This is a genomic window from Thalassoroseus pseudoceratinae (genome assembly GCF_011634775.1).
Lineage (GTDB): Bacteria > Planctomycetota > Planctomycetia > Planctomycetales > Planctomycetaceae > Thalassoroseus > Thalassoroseus pseudoceratinae.
In genome coordinates, this window is sequence record NZ_JAALXT010000007.1 from 143,113 (window position 1) to 160,364 (window position 17,252).

Here is a 17,252-nt window from a genome sequence, read left to right on the forward strand (position 1 = left end):
AGAAGTGCCATGAGCCAATCGACGAATTTCGATTCCCTGTCATTGAACCACCTCGACCGCCGCGGGTTTCTCTCGCAATGTGGACTGGGGGTGACAGGATTGGCCCTATCATCTCTGCTCGCTCGTGAGGGACTAGCAAACTCGGATTCCCCCCAATCGTTAGGGGAACCGCATTTTCCGCCCAAGGTCAAACGCGTGATCTGGCTGTTCATGATTGGCGGAACCAGCCACATGGAAAGTTTTGATCCCAAGCCCGAACTCAACAAGCACGCCGGAAAGACCTTCGACGAGTCGCCCCATGGCAAGGCCATCACGGAAAGCCCGTTTTACCGTAAGAACGTGCGGGACTTCGCGGGGGTTCCGAGAGACTTGATGCCCAAAATATATCCGATGCAGGTCGGTTATCGAAAACGCGGCGAGAGCGGAATCGAAGTCAGCGATTGGTGGGAGCATCTGGGAGACTGCGTCGATGATCTTGCGATCGTTCGCTCGATGTGGACGACGGACAACGATCACGCGGCTCAGCTTCAGTTTCATACGGGCCGACATATTTTCGACGGACTTCGCCCTTCGATCGGCGCTTGGGTCCACCATGCTCTGGGAAGCCTCAACGATAACCTACCGCAATTCATCGCCCTCGGCCCGCCTCCCGGCGATTGTTGCGGAGGTGTCGGTTCTCACGGGGCCGATTACCTCGGACCGGAACACGCCGGAGTCAAGCTGCAAATCGACCCGAAAAATCCACTCCCATTTGGCACGCCCGGTTCAGACATTTATCTTGAAGAGCGTCGCCAACAACTCGATTTGCTCCGCAAATTAAACCGGCAGACCGCCCTTGAGCACCCGGAAGACTCGTCCCTTCGCGCTCGAGTCAAGTCCTACGAATTGGCCGCACGGATGCAATTGGCCGTGCCGGAAGTGATGAAACTTCAACAGGAAACTCAATCGACCGAGCGGCTCTACGGCATAGATCAACCGACCACCAAATCGTTCGGGCAAATGTGCCTGACTGCCAGACGATTGGTCGAACGGGGCGTACGGTTCGTGCAACTCTATCATGATGGCTGGGACGCCCACAGCAAATTGAAGTCGAACCATTCCACACGAATCAAGCAAGTCGATCGCCCCATCGCGGGCCTATTGCAGGATTTGAAGCAGCGGGGCCTTTTGGATGAGACGCTTGTGGTGTGGGGGACCGAATTCGGTCGCACACCAGGCGCGGAACGCTCTGACGGCCGAGATCATCATCCTTATGGTTTCTCGGTCTGGCTCGCGGGAGGTGGCATCAAGCGGGGAGTCGTCCATGGCAAAACCGACGAGTTGGGTTTTCATGCCACTGAGAATCGCCATTATGTTACGGACTTGCACGCAACCGTGCTTCACCAATTGGGCCTGGATTCCCGTCGGCTCGAAGTCCCCGGTCACAAACGTCTGGAGATCGACTACGGCAAACCGATTGACGAAATCATGAGCTAATCGGACAACAGCCAATGCGATGCCTCAACGACCACGAAATCGAACGGCAACACGCGACTGATCCACACGAGAAATGAGTGGCTACTCACTTTCGAGTAGCAGTCGGAATTTTGTGGTCGCATACCTGATCGTGCTGTTTCCTTGCGGCTGGGATTTATCGTAGGTTCCATCAATCCTTTTGATCTTCCCTGCCTTCAGCAATGTTGAATACGAGTCAGCGAATTTCACGGGAGCGCTGAGAATGAAAAACCCTGTATCGACACCACTGCCAAGTTTCTCGACATAAGTCACGTTTGCTTGGTTGGAATCATCGAAGTCTGGATAGAAGTGCATGGCAAGCCGCAACTTCCCAGAGGCTTCATAGACTAACATTCTGGTCGTGGGCGCTATCTTCAGTTTTCCCGGCTGCTCATCCGGATCAAAGCGGCGATCAATGGTATATCTTGAAACGAGGTAGCCTGCCGAACGAAGCTCTTCGCCAAACGAGTTACAAACCATCCCCACCAACAACAAGCCCACAATTGATAACCTTCGGAAAAGGTTGCCCATCTTTTTGACCTTTATCGCAACTCACGAACACAGCCGCAGAAACAAAAAATACTTTCAATCTTGTGTTTTCTCTTGCTTGCTTTCAAACAAGACTCGGAACTTGGTCGCAACGAAGTTTTTTGGGTTAGAACCTCGAGGCTTCGTCGCATCGTATGTGCCATCCACCCGCTTGATTTTGCCCGTGCTCAAGAGAGTTAGATATTGATCTGCATACTCAACGGGAGCATTGAAAAAGAAAAAGCTTGTGTCAATACCGTTGCTTCCTCTCCTCTCAAGATAGGTGATGCTCGGTTGCTTGTAGTCGCTGAAAGCCGGATTGAAATCCATGTTAATACGAACGATGTTGTCACTAGAGTACACTGCAATCTTTGTAACCGGGGCAAGGTTTGATTCGTGCGGTTCACCTCCGGTCGTAAACCTGCGTTCGATTGTGTAATGCGTGAGATCGTAGCCCGCTGTTCGCAGTTCTTCACCGAATGAGCTGCAAGTTCCCAACAAGAGAAACATTGCAGACGTTAACCATACTATCGAATGTGTCATAGCGATCTTGTGATTCATCAGTTTGCAATCATCAAACAAACAGACGGTGCCAATGAGTTTAGTATTTGGAATTAGTCGCCGAAGATCATCTACAAAACCTACTTGCCTTCGAGGAGCAATCGAAATTTTGTGGTCGCGAATGTGATTGTGCTACTGCCTTGCGGTCGAGACTTGTCGTAGGTTCCTTCGACTCGCTTCAATTTCCCGGTGCTCAATAGAGTGAGATATTGGTCGGCAAATGTCACTGGTGCACTGAGCACGAAGAAAGACGATTGAGGATGCGGCTTTTCGACATGCGTCGCCTTCGCTTCTCGGTAGTGATTGAAGGCCGGATGGAAACTCATGGTGAGCCGCATTTTCTGCTGCCCGGTGCCCTCGTAAACAACGACCCGGGTTGCCAGAACCAGCGTAGTTGCGTCTTGATCGTCCGGGATGAAGTATCGCTCGAGAGTGTAGTGAGTCAGCTCGTAGCTCACAGACCGAAGTTCTTCAGCTGCGACATCGGCCCCGAATGCCACTGACAGGACGAACATGAATGTAACGATCGATTTTGAACTTGTCATACCGAAGTAGTCTCGACTAATCTGTCAGATCCAACTCTACGAATCGAAGCTGAGTTTGGCGAACCGAGTTCAAATTGCTCGTCCGTTCTTGGGGTTACAACATGCACGGTTGACATCGTTCAACTGGAATTTCGGTAGTTGTCGTCTGCGTGTAATTAGTTCGGCGTGGGTTCGGTAAACACGAGGAAATTGTTTTCGTCTCGGAGTATGAGGCTACCATTCGGCAAGCATTCCACGCCAAGGATCCCCTTGCTTCTCCGAAGTAATACTCCTAACTGATGCCCAAGACCAACGTGCCAACCACGCAAGGTCCCGTCAAGGGAAACGGAGAACAACGTTTTCTCATCGGGCGAGAACACAAGTTCTTGGATCGCTCCTCGGTGCCCATGACAGGTGGCGTGCAACTTGAAACCGTTTTTCAAATTCCATAACTGGATTTCCCGTTCATTGTTGGTCGTGGCAAGCCACTTGCCCGTCTTGCTGATAGCCACTTTTCTAACAGATGGTCCCTGCGATACTTCGTGTGTCTCGACGGCAAAGGATGCCAGATCAAGGAAGTGAAGCCGACGCCCGACCCCGAAAATCATCGATGCCCCGTCCGAAGAAAAAACCATTTGAGTTTTGGGCTTCGCGATAGCGGAATAGATCAATTCACCATTGTCGACCTCGAAGACAAGTAACTGTGTCTTCTTTTTCGAGGGTTCTGCGTCATCACGACAGACTTGAACGACCGCGAGGTGACGTCCATCGGGGGAGAGCCGAATCTCACTGAACCGACATGGTTGTTGAGATCGGACTAAGACAGTCTCCGCCGAAGCAAGACGGTCCCAGACTCGGATCTCACTCAACCCTTCGCTGTCGCGACCTGCTGCTGCGATGTGGCGGCCGTGCTGCGTCACGTCGACAGATTCCCACGTTCTTGACTCGGTACTGTGTGTTTCAATGGGGAGCGTGGAATTGATGTCCTCCATCAAGACATGACTCTCCAGAGAATCCGAACCGGCTAAGACCAGCGTTCCATCCGCTGTGGATGCAAAGTCGTTGAGGTCAGGATTCGAGACGCTGGAGAGAAGTGGTCGATAGTGAAGCTCGCGTTCGAATCGGTCGATCTTCCATCGATGAATCTGCCCGTGACGATTGGCGGTGAAAACGTACCGCCCGTTCTCAGTGAACGTTCCACGGGCCTTTGAGTTCCCAATATACCAAACGTATTCCACACGATCGGGGGCCGGCTCATTCGCGGTCGATATGAATTTCCGGATCCGCGCGGTCCCAAAACTATCTAACAATAGAATTCGTGTTCCTTGAGGATTGAAACCCAGTTCACAGAATCCAGATTGGCTGTTTTGCTCAATCGCCCAAAGTCGCGAGGACAGGTTCCAGACTCGAAAACCAATGGGGCCTTCCAAGTACGCGATCGCCACGTTTCGGGAATCGCGTGAGAATGTCACAGATGAAATCTTCGCTTCGCCTTGATGTTCAAACCAAACGGTCCCCGTGCCGAGATTGTATATTCGGGTGAAACCGTCTTGACACCCTGCGGCTAGCCAATGACCGTCTGGTGAAATGGCAAGGTCTTCGACACCTCTTTTGTAGCCGCCGAATTCCTTCTGTTTAATGCCGGTCGCCGCATCCCATATCCGAACAAATCCATCAGTTCCGCATGAGACAACGAGACGGCCATCGGGCGTGACGGCAACTCCAAAGGCCAAGCCATCATGGGCACGAATCAAACGATCCAGATTTCGACTAGGGATGTCCCAAATCCGAATCGTTCCGTCGTCGCCCGAAGACACTAGGCGTTGTCCGTCGGCGAAGAAGGCGAGTCCGTTGACCTCGCCCTGTTGTGAATCAATCTCGAACAGGGGCCGACTCGTGAGTGTTTGATAGAACCGAATGATGCCATCTTCACCTGCTGTGACTAACTGTGATTCATCCGGCGAAAGCACGATGTGGTAGAGGGCCCGTCCGACATCGTCGATGAGCTCTCCACCCATTTTGGTTTTCTGATGCAGCATGAACCATTCTGGCCCGCGGATGTCAGCCAGACTGATGTGAGGCAGATGACGTTCCAAGATTCGCCGGGCTTCGCCGGGTTCTTCCTCTTCGAGAGCCTGTGCAGCAAGTCTCATATCCGAAGCGTAAAGCAACAGCTGAGCTCGTTCGCCATTCGCGACGGCCATTTTTCTTGCGAGTTCGGTCGCACTGGAGCTTTCGGTTAATCGGTGATTGAGTTTCGAAAGTTGTGCCGCATGGACACTCAGCCCCACAAGAATGGTGACGAGGGCCAAAAACGCGATCGCGAAGCTGATCCCGAAAATGGGATTCCTTCGCGCCCAGCGTGCGAATTTCGTCGTCACCGAGAGGGGGCGAACCTGTGTCGGTCGGTCCTCCAGAAAGCGGTGTAGGTCATCAGCCAATTCACTTGCCGATTGGTACCGCATCTCGGGCGATTTCTCGAGACAATGCAAACAAACCGCTTCGAGGTCGCGTGGTATCGATGGTTGGAGACGGCGGAGAGGAGTGGGAGTGACTGTTGTGAGACGACAAATGATTTCCGCGACCGTGTTGCCTTCAATCGGTCGGCGTCCGACCAGAAGTTCGTAGAGAATCACGCCGAGTGAGTAAACATCCGCCGCAGGCCCAACAGATTCCGATGCCCCGATTGCCTGCTCGGGCGCCATATAATTTGGTGTTCCGGCCAACTGGCTGCTTGCGGTTAGCGAGAGGTCGGCATTGACGACACGGGCAAGGCCGAAATCCGTCAGCATGGGAGTCCAAGCCAAATCGCCCGAGGCGTGTGACAAGTCGAGTAGCACATTGGCCGGCTTGATATCGCGATGAAGAATACCGGATTCGTGAGCGTGGTCCACAGCTTCGGCCAACCGCCGCACAATACTAGCTGCCAAAGTTGGTTCAACGGTCTTCGGCTGCTCCGCCATCCACTCCCTGAGTGTTGGTCCGGAACAGTAGGCGGATGCGATGTACGGAAAGCCCGCGTACTCGCCAGCTTCGAACACAGGAATGATATTGGGATGATGCAGAGAGGCGGTTGCCCGCGATTCGCTAATGAATCTCCGTTTTTGATCCGGATCAAGCACGGATGGCAAACGGGGAATTTTGAGCGCGACGACGCGATCAAGAAGCTCATCCTTCGCCAGCCAGACTACCCCAAAACCACCAGTGCCCAATTGCTTAATTAAGTGGAACCGTCCTAACTGGCCCGCCGACAGGTCATTGACTGAGTTCTGCTTTGCGTCCACTGCGTCTCGGGTATACTCTTGAAGAGACCGGGGGACTGCTAAACCATGCTTGGATAAGAGATCAATCGGAGCGGAAATCTGCGAACTGAAATTGGGTGCGACTTCTCTTTGACGCTCGTGATGTCGCTTGATTGGCAGTCGCGAAGGCTCATCGAGAGGACCGATCTGTTTCAGCTGTTCTATCAAGATCGGCAGCAGGCCGGAATTTGAGGTCTTGCTAGCCTTGTGATCGCGGGAGTTCCGAAGTTCTCGTTCCAGCGTTTCGTGGCCAGCCGCCGCATCCATCATGCGGCAACACGACTCACACTCGGCAAGATGACTAGCAATCCGATCCTCTTCCTCTTCCGAAACATCACCGGCCAGAAAACGCTCGATCACTGTGACTGTCAGGCAAACGCTCATATTCCGATATCCAACGGTCGTAGACCAGTTTACAGTCTTCTGTGTCCGTGATGGACGCTAAAAGCTAGTGTTCGGTGGTCCCCATTAGGCAGAACCCGTGACGACCAATAGTCAACTGCGTTAGCTGTCGAAGTGCGAAGATGTGTGACGTCGAAGCAATTCATAAATTCGATCGCATGCAGTCAACGCGCGCATGGGGATTCCGCAATTCAATTCCTCAATAGCAAGGCAAAATCCGAAGCCAACAACAAGGCTTCACATCTCCCAAAGCCGATGTGGATGCAACGATAACCGATGTACGTCCGCAACGTAATGAAAATCTGAAAAAAATTGGACTCGACCTTAGATCCTTGGAATGACCTCCCCCCAAGACCGCTAGAAACCAGCAGCCGTAATTCTTGCTTTCGCCTGAGAATCCCACCGGCACCGTGAGTTACCGTTCGCCATCGCCGGGGTGATGTTCCTAGTAACATCTGTAGAAGGCACGTCATATTTGTATGCCAGCTACATCCCGGTTCTGGTGGGGAGCCAATGAGACGTTTTTGAGCACGATCGTCGTTGAGAATTTGTTTGGAGGATTGTTCGATGTTCGTTGGCGTTCCTCATACCGTGGGACCACCGGGAACCGTATGATATCCTCGCAATTATGAACGACCTGCATTCTTAAACAACAATCGTTTGCCAACTCGGGATATCTTACGATGAAAACGCGAACACTGGGAAATAGCGGTTTGGAAGTTTCGGCTTTGGGGCTTGGCTGTATGGGGCTGAACTTTGGATACGGTCCACCTGTGGATGATGAAACCGGCATTAATCTCATCCGAGCGGCTGTTGATCTTGGGGTCACATTTTTCGATACGGCCGAAGTCTATGGGGCTTACATAAACGAAGAGTTGGTCGGCAAAGCCCTGGCTCCGGTTCGGGATCAAGTCGTGATCGCCACGAAGTTCGGATTTGAGATTGACGAGAACGGGACGCAGTCGGGACTCAACAGTCAGCCACAACACATCCGAGAGGTAACGGACGCCTCACTGCGACGACTACAGACGGACCACATTGATCTGTTGTACCAACATCGCGTCGATCCCAATGTTCCGATCGAGGATGTCGCAGGAGCCGTCCAAGAACTGATTGAAGCGGGAAAGGTGCGTTACTTCGGTCTTTCTGAAGCCGGTGTCGAAGTCATTCGGCGAGCCCATGCGGTTCAACCGGTCACCGCCCTACAGAGTGAATATTCGCTGTGGTGGCGTGAGCCGGAAGAACAAATCCTGCCTACCCTCAAGGAACTCGGCATTGGATTCGTGCCGTTCAGTCCACTGGGAAAAGGGTACTTGACCGGAAAAATGGACGAGACCACTCACTTCGACAGCACAGACTTCCGAAACAAAGTCCCACGACTCTCCGCCGAGAATCGCAAAGCAAATTTAGTCTTTGTCGAGTTGCTGAAGAAAATTGCAGATCGAAAACAAGCGACAACCGCTCAGGTGGCGTTGGCTTGGTTGTTGGCTCAGAATCCCTGGATCGTGCCAATTCCGGGAACCACAAAGCTGCATCGGTTGCAGGAGAATATCGCGGCGGCGGACGTCGAACTTTCCGCAGACGAACTCCGCGAAATTGAAGATGCGTTAGCCGAATTGACCGCCCACGGGGACCGCTATCCGGAAGCCGCCCAGAAAATGATCAATCGCTAACGCATTCGGGCGTTGTTCACAGTTCGCCAGTCGCATGCACTACCCATTCAAACGGTGTCACTTCTGCATAGCGGGAGCAAGTCGTTGTCGAAACTGGTGTTGTGGATCCGTATTGAATTGATCCAGACCAGGGGGATCTGTTTGAACTTGAATCGTCATGGTAGGTGTAGGCCTGGGTGACTAACACGGCACGACGGTCAGACTCTTAGGTGCCGCAGAAGGTCTTGTAGCAATCAGTAAACTCGCGTGGAGCCGGTTGGGCATAGCGTTCAAGTCCTGCTCGCTCCTCAAATGGATGCGTGATGACATCCAGTAGCCGTTCGAATGGAGCCAGATCGGCGTGATCCGAAGCGGCCACGAGTGCTTCCTCCACAAGATGGTTGCGAGGGATATAGATTGGGTTCGCCGCACGCATGGTGGTTGCGATTTCCGATGATTGCTGCAGATCGAGACGCTGCCGCCAACGCTCAAGCCACGAATCCACCGCATCCGGAGACGGGAACAGGGCTTTCAGTGACTCGGGACGCCCCTCAACAACATCAACCAATCGCCGCCAGCCGAGCGTGAAATCAACATGATGTTGTTCCAGGAGTTCGAGCCAATCCTGAGCGAGCGAGCGATCTTTCTCATCGTTACCCGCCATCGCTTCCAGACCAAGTTTGGCCCGAACCCCAGATAACCACCGCATCTCATAGATCGACGGAAAGTCATTGATGACCTCCATAGCTTTCGACTCGGCTCGATCCAGATCGTGCTCGTCAATGAGGGGCAATAAAGTTTCAGCCAAGCGAGCTAGGTTCCAACGGGCAATCGCCGGTTGATTTCCTAAGGCGTACCGTCCAACGGTATCAATCGAACTAAAGACGGCACTCGGACGATACGATTCCACGAACGCACACGGCCCATAATCGATTGTTTCCCCGGAGATCGCCATATTGTCCGTATTCATCACACCATGGATGAACCCGACAAGCATCCACTTGGCAATCAAAGTGGCCTGTCGCTCGGCCACTGATCGAAGCAACAACAGGTAACGTTCGCTGTCGTCGGCAAGATGCGGATCGTGACGTTCGATAACGTAATCGGCGAGCATACGAACTTGGTCAAACCTGCGACGCGCGGCAAAGAACTGAAAAGTCCCCACGCGGATGTGACTGGCCGCAACGCGTGTCAGCACCGCACCGGGGAGTGGCTGTTCGCGTCTGACAACTTCGCCAGTTCCGACCGCAGCCAGAGCGCGGGTCGTCGGAACTCCCAAGGCGTGCATCGCTTCCCCCATCGAATACTCTCGGAGCACCGGGCCTATGGCTGCATTGCCGTCGCCGCCACGAGCGAACGCCGTCGGTCCAGAGCCTTTGAGTGCGATGTCCCGTCTCTTCCCATGACGATCAACCACCTCACCCAACAGCAAAGCTCGCCCATCCCCCAATTGTGGAACGAAGTGACCGAACTGATGCCCCGCATAAGCCTGCGCCAACGGCTGGGTCCCGGCTGGCAGTTCGTTGCCTGAGAAAATACCCGCCAATCGTTCCGAATCGAGTTCCGTCGTATTCAGCCCGAGTTCGTCTGCAAGACCACGATTGAATTGGAGCAAGACCGGCGAGGAAGCCTCTGCTGGGGAGCCGGAAACGAAGAAACCGGGCAACCGATCCGCGTAGGTATTCTCGAAATCAATTATCTGCACAGCGAATTCCAACAGAGTTTCTGAAAAAGGCACAAGCGTGGTCCAAAGACCGCTGCCGTTCCGTCACGACGACATCGCCAAGAAGTCTACAGCCGTCTGCCTCTCCATTATGCGAGTTTTTCTGAGCGGCGATACCGTTGGATGAAAAGCGAACTTCATCGCCCAGTCGAATCAAACCCGTGGAAGCGGCAGCCGTTTCCTCCCCGACCAGGCAATCGAAGTTGAACTCGGACGGCGATCACCGAATACTCGATTCTCCACATCTCACGTCATTCGGAACGCTGCTCGATCGGAGGTCGGCCCACGCCATTCTGGAAACAACGCCCTTCGAGAGAATTCGCAACGGCATTACGACATAGAATAACGGCACCCGTACTAACCATTGTGACACTGGTCCTATCAGTTTGCTTGGGAAAAACCGGAGCGGCCGCGGAGGAACCGCCGCCGAACGTTGCGTTAGTCCTGGCGGACGATCAGTATGAGCGAACTGCTTGCGGCGAACCGAAAACGTCAACAAACTCGATCAGATCACGATTTCGCGGGTTCTCGAGAACCGGTTGTAATCCAGCAGAATTGGGGGAATATTGTCCAGATCAACTCCACGTTGCTACATTTTCGCGGCGCGTAACGCGTTTGCTGAATGCTTGATTCGAGTTCTGATCGGGGAGTTTTCGGACCGTTGCGCGGATCGAAACGTCCAAATGCCTTGTCAGCCAAAGGTTCTGGTCTGAGTTGGGAACACATCCTTTTCGCTGAGACGTCCAGATTCGATCTTCGCTGTGGAGCAACGACAACAGCTGGCTACGAGACGACCGCAGGAATGTGCCAGATCGTCTATTTTTGCAAGCATTCAAGAATCTTGCCTTCAAATTCGTTCCAGCCCGGGGTCTTGCGGTCTAGGATAATTTCGAGTCGACTGTCGCGTCGATAGGCCGATGGTGCATAACTGGTCAAGTCCTTCGCCCGATTGATTGTCCACCAGTCGTCCTGACAACGAAAGACACCTTTCAAACGGACAATCGGGTGGACATATCCCAGTAGATCAAGCAGCTCATCCCGGTCAAAAATGTCATCGACATGAAAGATCCATCCGCACGCGTCATAACGAGAGTCGTCATTTTGAAAGCGGAGGGGGCGGCCTGGCGCCGGTACCTGATGGTCATGTGCCGCGTGATCGTCGTCGGAGGTTGAATGTAGAACTGGAAGTTCCGTTGGAATGGGTTCCGGCAACTGATGGGCGTCGGCAAACATCGGGAAACGGATCGTATTAAACTTTCGATCCAGCAGATCGGGATCAATCACACCGAAGCTCGTTTCTACGACTAACTGTTTTGGTGGCCGAAAGCTCTCGACCCATTCGTGACAGCGGTCGATCAACGCACGATCACGTTGATCCATCCAGTTCAAAACAACGATATCTGCCAATTGCACTTGATCTTGAAAGACGGCCGAGTCCCGCCACCGCACGTCTTCAAAATCTTTAGGATCAATCAGGCAAATGATATTACGGAGTTCAATCGAATCAGCAAACTTCGGGCTGCGAAGGATGTCAACAACTTTGGCAGGATGACTTAAGCCCGAGGGTTCCAGGATGAGACGGGTAGGCTTCGTGCGACGAATGAACCGCGCGAGCAACGGTTCAAATACAAACGCTAACGTGCAGCACGCACAACCGCCTCCCAATTCCTCGACAGCGATTCCATCCCGACGGGAATCCACCATCGCTTGATCGATAGAAACCATCCCAAATTCGTTGATGAGAATCGACCATTTTTCTCCCTCCGGACGATGGTCGATCAACTTTTTGATAGCGGTTGTCTTCCCGGAACCGAGAAACCCCACAATCATATTGAGCGGAATTCGTGCTCCCTTGTTCCTAGTCATTTTCTATCAACCTCTCCTGCCAGTCACGCCACGTTACGTTTAAATCATGGCAAGAATCTCGGTTCTCAAACAGGTGGTGGCATGATCTCTAAAATCATACTTATTGACCGAAGTGCTTCTACGATATCGCAACCTCGTTCAATGTTTCAATGCGTATTGGCTTGATGTCGAAGTGCGGACATTGGCCAAGGAAGCGACATGGGTTGTTATCGCAAATTGGAAATCGAGATGAGGGTAGGTCAAAGATTCTCTGCCTGAGATTGGTGCGCATCAGCCCGCTGAACGTCCCAGCGCGGAAACGGATCGATGAACGAACCCCAGGCATAGGGGCCAAGTTGCATCTCGGCGTCGGTAAGCAAGCAGCGATCAAGTGAATCGCGTAGCTGCAACTCATCCATCTGAATGCCGATGAAGACGAGTTCCTGTCGACAATCGCCAGACTCCGGATGCCAAACTTTGGCGATTGACTCATGAACCGCTGGGCTGTCTGGCCATTCCTCGCGGGGAATGGCAGCCCACCAGAAGCCGCCGACATCCAGCCGCGCGACTCGTCCAGCCTGTGACCAAACGCCGACCTTGTCTAATCGAGTTGCAAGCCAGAAATAGCCTTTGGAGCGTAAGACACCCGTCCATTCTTGCGAGAGCCGATCGTAGAATCGTTGTGGGTGAAACGGACGTCTGGCTCGATAAACAAAGTTGCAAACGCCGAATTCGTCCGCCTCGCTTTCGGGCTCTTCTCGCAACGCGACCTGCCACCCTTTGGAGCCTTTGAAAATCTCGAAATCGAATCGACCTGTTGACAGGATTCGTGATGGCGGGATTTCCGAAAATGCTGATTTCAACTTCAGTGCATAGGGGTTGAGTTGCTCGATGAAGGCTTCTAACTCTTGGATTTCTTCTGCAGAGACCAAATCCGTTTTGTTGATGAGGATCACATTGGCACACTCGACTTGATCAATCAAAAGATCGGCAATGGTTCGGACATCATCCTCGGTCGCTGCCTGACCGGCGCTTTGCAAGTCTTTTCCGATTCGCAGGTCGGTCAAAAAGTTTGCGGCGTCGACGACGGTAACAAGCGTATCAAGTTCGGCAACGTCGGAAAGGAATTCATCGTCCCCGATTCCAAACGTGAATGTGTCCGCGACGGGAGCCGGCTCGGAGATGCCCGTCGACTCGACCAGCAGATAATCGAACCGCCCTTCACGGGCCAACGCAGCAACTTCACGCAACAGATCCTCTCGGAGCGTGCAGCAAATACAGCCGTTGGACATCTCAACGAGTTTCTCTTCCTCACGGCTAAGTTGAGCTTCACCATTCGCGACCAACTGAGCGTCGATGTTCACCTCGCTCATATCGTTGACAATCACAGCGACACGCAATCCCTCACGGTTTTGGAGCACATGATTGAGCAATGTTGTTTTCCCTGATCCGAGGAAACCCGACAGCACAGTCACAGGAAGTTTCTTCATCATGCCCTCAAAGACCGATATTGTTGGAATTCGTTGTTTCTGACAAAGCCGCCCTGGTGTCAACGCTTTCTGGCTGGGAATCACAAGCGACGACGCACGGTCGGTCGACGTCATGCGAGTCGACACCATAATTCCGGAAGCGAATCGTGTAGTGTTCTTCGAACCAGTCTTGAATGCCGGGGAGTGCCTCATCTTCGTAGCCGGGTTCGACGAACAGGGTTTCACCAAACACCTCGGTGCGAATGTCACCGTCTTCTGCCGCGATGACGCCCCCTTTAATGACCCAGCGTGGCCGTTCAAACATCCGCCGAATGTCGGAATCCGGAGCGTAAATCGTGACATCCGCATCCGCCCCGACGCCCAAGTGTCCCTTGTGTTTCAAGCCGAGGATTCTCGCCGGTGCGGCCCGTGTGATGATGGCAATCTCGAAGAGCGTGTACTCGCGATCGATGTCTTTCAGTACGGTGCGTTCGACTAATCCGTGTGGCAAGCGGGCCATCGTATCGCGACGGAGTTCACGGTCCATCAGCAAGGCGATAATCTCGGGGTAACGGTAAAACGCTCCACCATTGGGGTGGTCACTGGTCATCGCGCACTGCCACGGGTTCTCCATGAGCAGATACCACTCTAGCGCAATTGCCCATTGAACTGCGTGAATCAAACTTCTCTGCGGGCGGTACTCGATTGGAATCACTCCGCAACTGCTCTCCTGCTCGCAGTCCGCGGTAAACCATTTGTTGCCAGTGAGGCGATGCAGATGGTAACTGAACGGCGCGTCTCCGGTCATCGACAGTGTTCGCCCAGGATTGACGTGCCCCACATCAACGGTAATTTCCGGGTGAGCTTGCACGTAATCGACAAGCTGCGGGGTCGCTGAACGAAAGCTGAACGGGTCGTTCGGATCACCCGCATAAGAATGAAACTGCACATGAGCAAAATGCCCGCGATGTCCCTCCAAGCTTTGCATGGTGTGCAGCGTGGTCTCCCAGTTTCCTGGAATGCCAAGGTTGTTACAGTGAATATGCACCGAATGTGGTAGCCTCAAGCGATCACTGGTTGCAGCCAATTCTCGTACGATGGCGCGGGGAGTCACGCCGAAATGCGGCACCGGCTCGTCCAACTGCTGCATCGACATTCGGCTAATCTGCTTCCAGCTCTCAACACCGCCTGGGTTGACAATCTTGATGGTATACCCCTTCGCAGACTGCAGCATCCAACTACAATACGCATCAAGCTGTTCCGCTTCGCCCTCGCGGATTCGATCCATCACGTAGTGGTTGTTACCGAAGAGAACAAAGAAGCCTTTGTCGAGTTGCGGGGTATCGGCGAACTCCTCATGGGCGTGTCTCGCAAGCAGTCCGGGAATGGCGGCGTCAAATGCGGTTGTGTACCCCATTTGACTGTAGAGGTAGCCTGTGGCAAATGTACTCGGCACAGGCCCCATCGTTCCCGAGCGGGTGTTGGCGGTGCGTTTGATGACTGGAGCGGATCGTTTCATCTCCGGCGTCATTTTTCGACCGGAGTTCACTTTTGGCCCTGCGATATGCGAGTGCATGTCAATGCCGCCGGGCATGACCACATAGCCTCGCACATCCAGCTCGTGATCAGGACGAACGCCAATGCCCGGGGCCGCGACAAAGGAGCCATCTTCTATCCAGAGGTCGCGAACCTCCCCATTGATACCATTCATTGGATCGTAAACGGTTCCGCCATTGAGTTTGAACAACATTAGAGTCCTCCCAGGTTCCACGCGTTCAATTCGGCCAGTGTGGCACTCTGCAAACGCCACAAACTGGCCATCTCTTCAGCCTAAATCCCCATGTCCTTTTTGATTTCCAAGACTCTAGTGATTCACGGCGGTACTCAATCCCCCCAGCACCAGAACTGCTGATCGAGCAAGTCCGCTGCGCGAACTCTCGCCCACGTTGTCGACGGACTCTCACCAGGAATCCGAATCGTCATTGGCCTCGCACCGCTGTTCGGTTCGCCATAGACGTCGGCAGTGTTTTCCTCGAGCATAAGGTCGCCTCAAAGGATCACTGTAGCCACCGGCCTCCCCAAGCTAGGATCAGGGCAAACAGAGTCGCAAAACCTGCCTGACGTGCGAGGAGTGTTAGAGTCGATTTCCAGCTCGTCTCGCGACCGATCGTCATGGCTGTGACGAGACATGGCAACAGGACGCCGGCTAGGTAGACCGCCGTCAGTGTTTGTGTTGCTGTCAACGGGAACGCGAGACCGTCATCCGCCGCGAGCAAGAAGATTCCGTCCTTGCGAACGGACGCCAAAACAACAGGCAGAGCTGCTTGCGTAGGCAGGTCGAACAAAGCCACCGCCGGGCTGAGAATGCGAGACATCAGATCGAGCACACCGAGATGAGCCAATAGCGACGCAGCGATACAAATCGCCACAAAGATTGGCATCGCCTGCAATAGGAATTGCCGAATCGTCCCGGAGGCTTCCCGCCACAAGCTGGAGAACGTCGGCCATTGCATGAACGGTCGACTGGGCGTCATCAAGACGTTCAACGAACTGCGGGCCTGTGATCCCGAGGTGAATCGCAAGTAGATCAGAGTCGTGACGAGCAGATATCCGAGGAAGAACAGTGTCAGCAATGCAGCGTTCGTGGCCGTCGCGATGGCTGCCGCCGACAAGACCGCCAACGTCGCCGGGAGTTGATAACTGCATGCCGAGCCAAACGCGATGGCTGAAATGGCAGGGCCACGCGAGCACCCCGAACAGGAACGTGTGCTAATCACCGCCGGCACGTTGCAGCCGAATCCCATCATCACTCGCACCACATCCCGACCACTGAGGCCGAAGGGGCGAACAAGCGGATGGAGTGCCACATTGATTCGCTCGATCAGTCCACTGGCTTTATACGCTCCGAGAATCAAAGCGAACATCAACACCGTGGGCAAGGCCCAAACAAGTAGGAACGGTCCCATGTTCAACAGACCATAGCCGAACTCCCGCTGCTCGGCAGTGAGCACGACACGCAACCAGCTTGGCCAAGTTTCATTGACGACCTGAACGATTGGCTCAAGCCAACCGGCCACAATGGGGTGCAGCACGACTGCCGCGGCGTTCGCACCGTAGATTGTGGCCAACGCCGGTAAGACAAGAAGCAAGACGGCGAGGAATGGGCCGACGATGCGATGCTCCATCCACCCCGGTTTTGGTTCGATCCGCCATCCCGCTCGTGCTGTCAACGATACCCTCTGAAACGTCGCAGGATCGTGTAAGGCTTTTGCAATGAGTTCTCGATGACGGTCGGAGATTTGACGGGCATCGATCGGGATCAAGTCGACGCCCGCGTCCTCAGCCAGTCTTTCGAGGGCCTCTTGTGCGGCTTCGCCGGGCTGCACCTTGTCCCAGTATGTGACGACCACCGCGCCACGTTTCCCAACCACAAGCGGCAACATATCGCTCAAATCCTGATCCAGATTCGTCGCCTGGACCACGAGCAAAACCGTGTCGTCCCCGGTTAGCGCGTCGAGTGCCAATCGCGTCGTTTCGGTGTCGGAGTTGCGAAGAATACCTGGTGTGTCAATGTACTCAGTTTTGCCAGACCGATAACGTTCGACAACGACCGTCGATCCGCGAAAGTTTGTCTCACCGGCCGACCGTCCCGTCAAAGACGAAACCAATTGCGACTTACCGACGCTTTCCTTGCCGACCACCAAAACCGTTTGTACTGCCAACTTTGGATCGGAAATTTGTGTCATTCCATC

Annotated in this window: 12 protein-coding genes; 2 read left to right on the forward strand and 10 right to left on the reverse strand. The window is 53.7% G+C overall.

Annotated elements, in window-relative coordinates; all coding sequences use genetic code 11:
- Window positions 1-9: 9 nt before the first annotated feature.
- Complete coding sequence (locus tag G6R38_RS23180) at window positions 10-1,476, forward strand: DUF1501 domain-containing protein (RefSeq protein WP_166831173.1); 1,467 nt, start codon at window positions 10-12, stop codon at window positions 1,474-1,476.
- An 81-nt stretch (window positions 1,477-1,557) separates the two neighbouring features.
- Here the strand turns inward: G6R38_RS23180 and G6R38_RS23185 are convergent, their stop codons facing one another.
- The 4 genes from G6R38_RS23185 to G6R38_RS23200 form a co-directional block, all read right to left on the reverse strand.
- Window positions 1,558-2,025 carry a hypothetical protein gene (locus G6R38_RS23185; RefSeq protein ID WP_166831174.1) on the reverse strand — a complete coding sequence of 156 codons (468 nt, stop codon included), beginning with the start codon at window positions 2,023-2,025 and terminating at the stop codon, window positions 1,558-1,560.
- 54 nt (window positions 2,026-2,079) lie between these two features.
- Window positions 2,080-2,583 carry a hypothetical protein gene (locus G6R38_RS23190; RefSeq protein ID WP_166831175.1) on the reverse strand — a complete coding sequence of 168 codons (504 nt, stop codon included), beginning with the start codon at window positions 2,581-2,583 and terminating at the stop codon, window positions 2,080-2,082.
- 80 nt (window positions 2,584-2,663) lie between these two features.
- Window positions 2,664-3,098, reverse strand: a complete 435-nt coding sequence (locus G6R38_RS23195) for a hypothetical protein (protein WP_166831176.1) — start codon at window positions 3,096-3,098, stop codon at window positions 2,664-2,666.
- A gap of 185 nt (window positions 3,099-3,283) precedes the next feature.
- On the reverse strand, window positions 3,284-6,793 hold the full coding sequence (locus tag G6R38_RS23200; protein WP_166831177.1) for a protein kinase domain-containing protein: 3,510 nt from the start codon (window positions 6,791-6,793) through the stop codon (window positions 3,284-3,286).
- Between the two features lie 701 nt (window positions 6,794-7,494).
- On the opposite strand from G6R38_RS23200, the gene G6R38_RS23205 reads away from it, so the two are divergent.
- Window positions 7,495-8,484, forward strand: a complete 990-nt coding sequence (locus tag G6R38_RS23205; RefSeq protein ID WP_166831178.1) for an aldo/keto reductase — start codon at window positions 7,495-7,497, stop codon at window positions 8,482-8,484.
- A 205-nt stretch (window positions 8,485-8,689) separates the two neighbouring features.
- Here the strand turns inward: G6R38_RS23205 and G6R38_RS23210 are convergent, their stop codons facing one another.
- The 6 genes from G6R38_RS23210 to G6R38_RS23235 all read right to left on the reverse strand — a co-directional run bounded on the left by G6R38_RS23210 (window position 8,690) and on the right by G6R38_RS23235 (window position 17,246).
- Window positions 8,690-10,162, reverse strand: a complete 1,473-nt coding sequence (locus G6R38_RS23210) for a protein adenylyltransferase SelO (protein WP_390881464.1) — start codon at window positions 10,160-10,162, stop codon at window positions 8,690-8,692.
- 840 nt (window positions 10,163-11,002) lie between these two features.
- Window positions 11,003-12,052: a CobW family GTP-binding protein gene (locus tag G6R38_RS23215; RefSeq protein WP_166831180.1), complete on the reverse strand. Its 1,050-nt coding sequence runs from the start codon at window positions 12,050-12,052 to the stop codon at window positions 11,003-11,005.
- A 239-nt stretch (window positions 12,053-12,291) separates the two neighbouring features.
- The gene (locus tag G6R38_RS23220) at window positions 12,292-13,635 is read right to left on the reverse strand and encodes a GTP-binding protein (protein WP_240928349.1); all 1,344 of its coding nucleotides are present in this window, start codon (window positions 13,633-13,635) and stop codon (window positions 12,292-12,294) included.
- Window positions 13,529-15,250 (reverse strand): formylmethanofuran dehydrogenase subunit A, encoded by a 1,722-nt coding sequence (locus G6R38_RS23225; RefSeq protein ID WP_166831181.1) that lies wholly within the window; start codon window positions 15,248-15,250, stop codon window positions 13,529-13,531. Before G6R38_RS23225 ends, G6R38_RS23220 begins: the two co-directional genes overlap by 107 nt.
- A gap of 134 nt (window positions 15,251-15,384) precedes the next feature.
- Window positions 15,385-15,540, reverse strand: coding sequence for a hypothetical protein (locus G6R38_RS23230; protein WP_166831182.1), 156 nt, complete (start codon window positions 15,538-15,540; stop codon window positions 15,385-15,387).
- Between the two features lie 17 nt (window positions 15,541-15,557).
- Window positions 15,558-17,246: a nucleoside recognition domain-containing protein gene (locus G6R38_RS23235; RefSeq protein WP_166831183.1), complete on the reverse strand. Its 1,689-nt coding sequence runs from the start codon at window positions 17,244-17,246 to the stop codon at window positions 15,558-15,560.
- Window positions 17,247-17,252 lie beyond the last annotated feature (6 nt).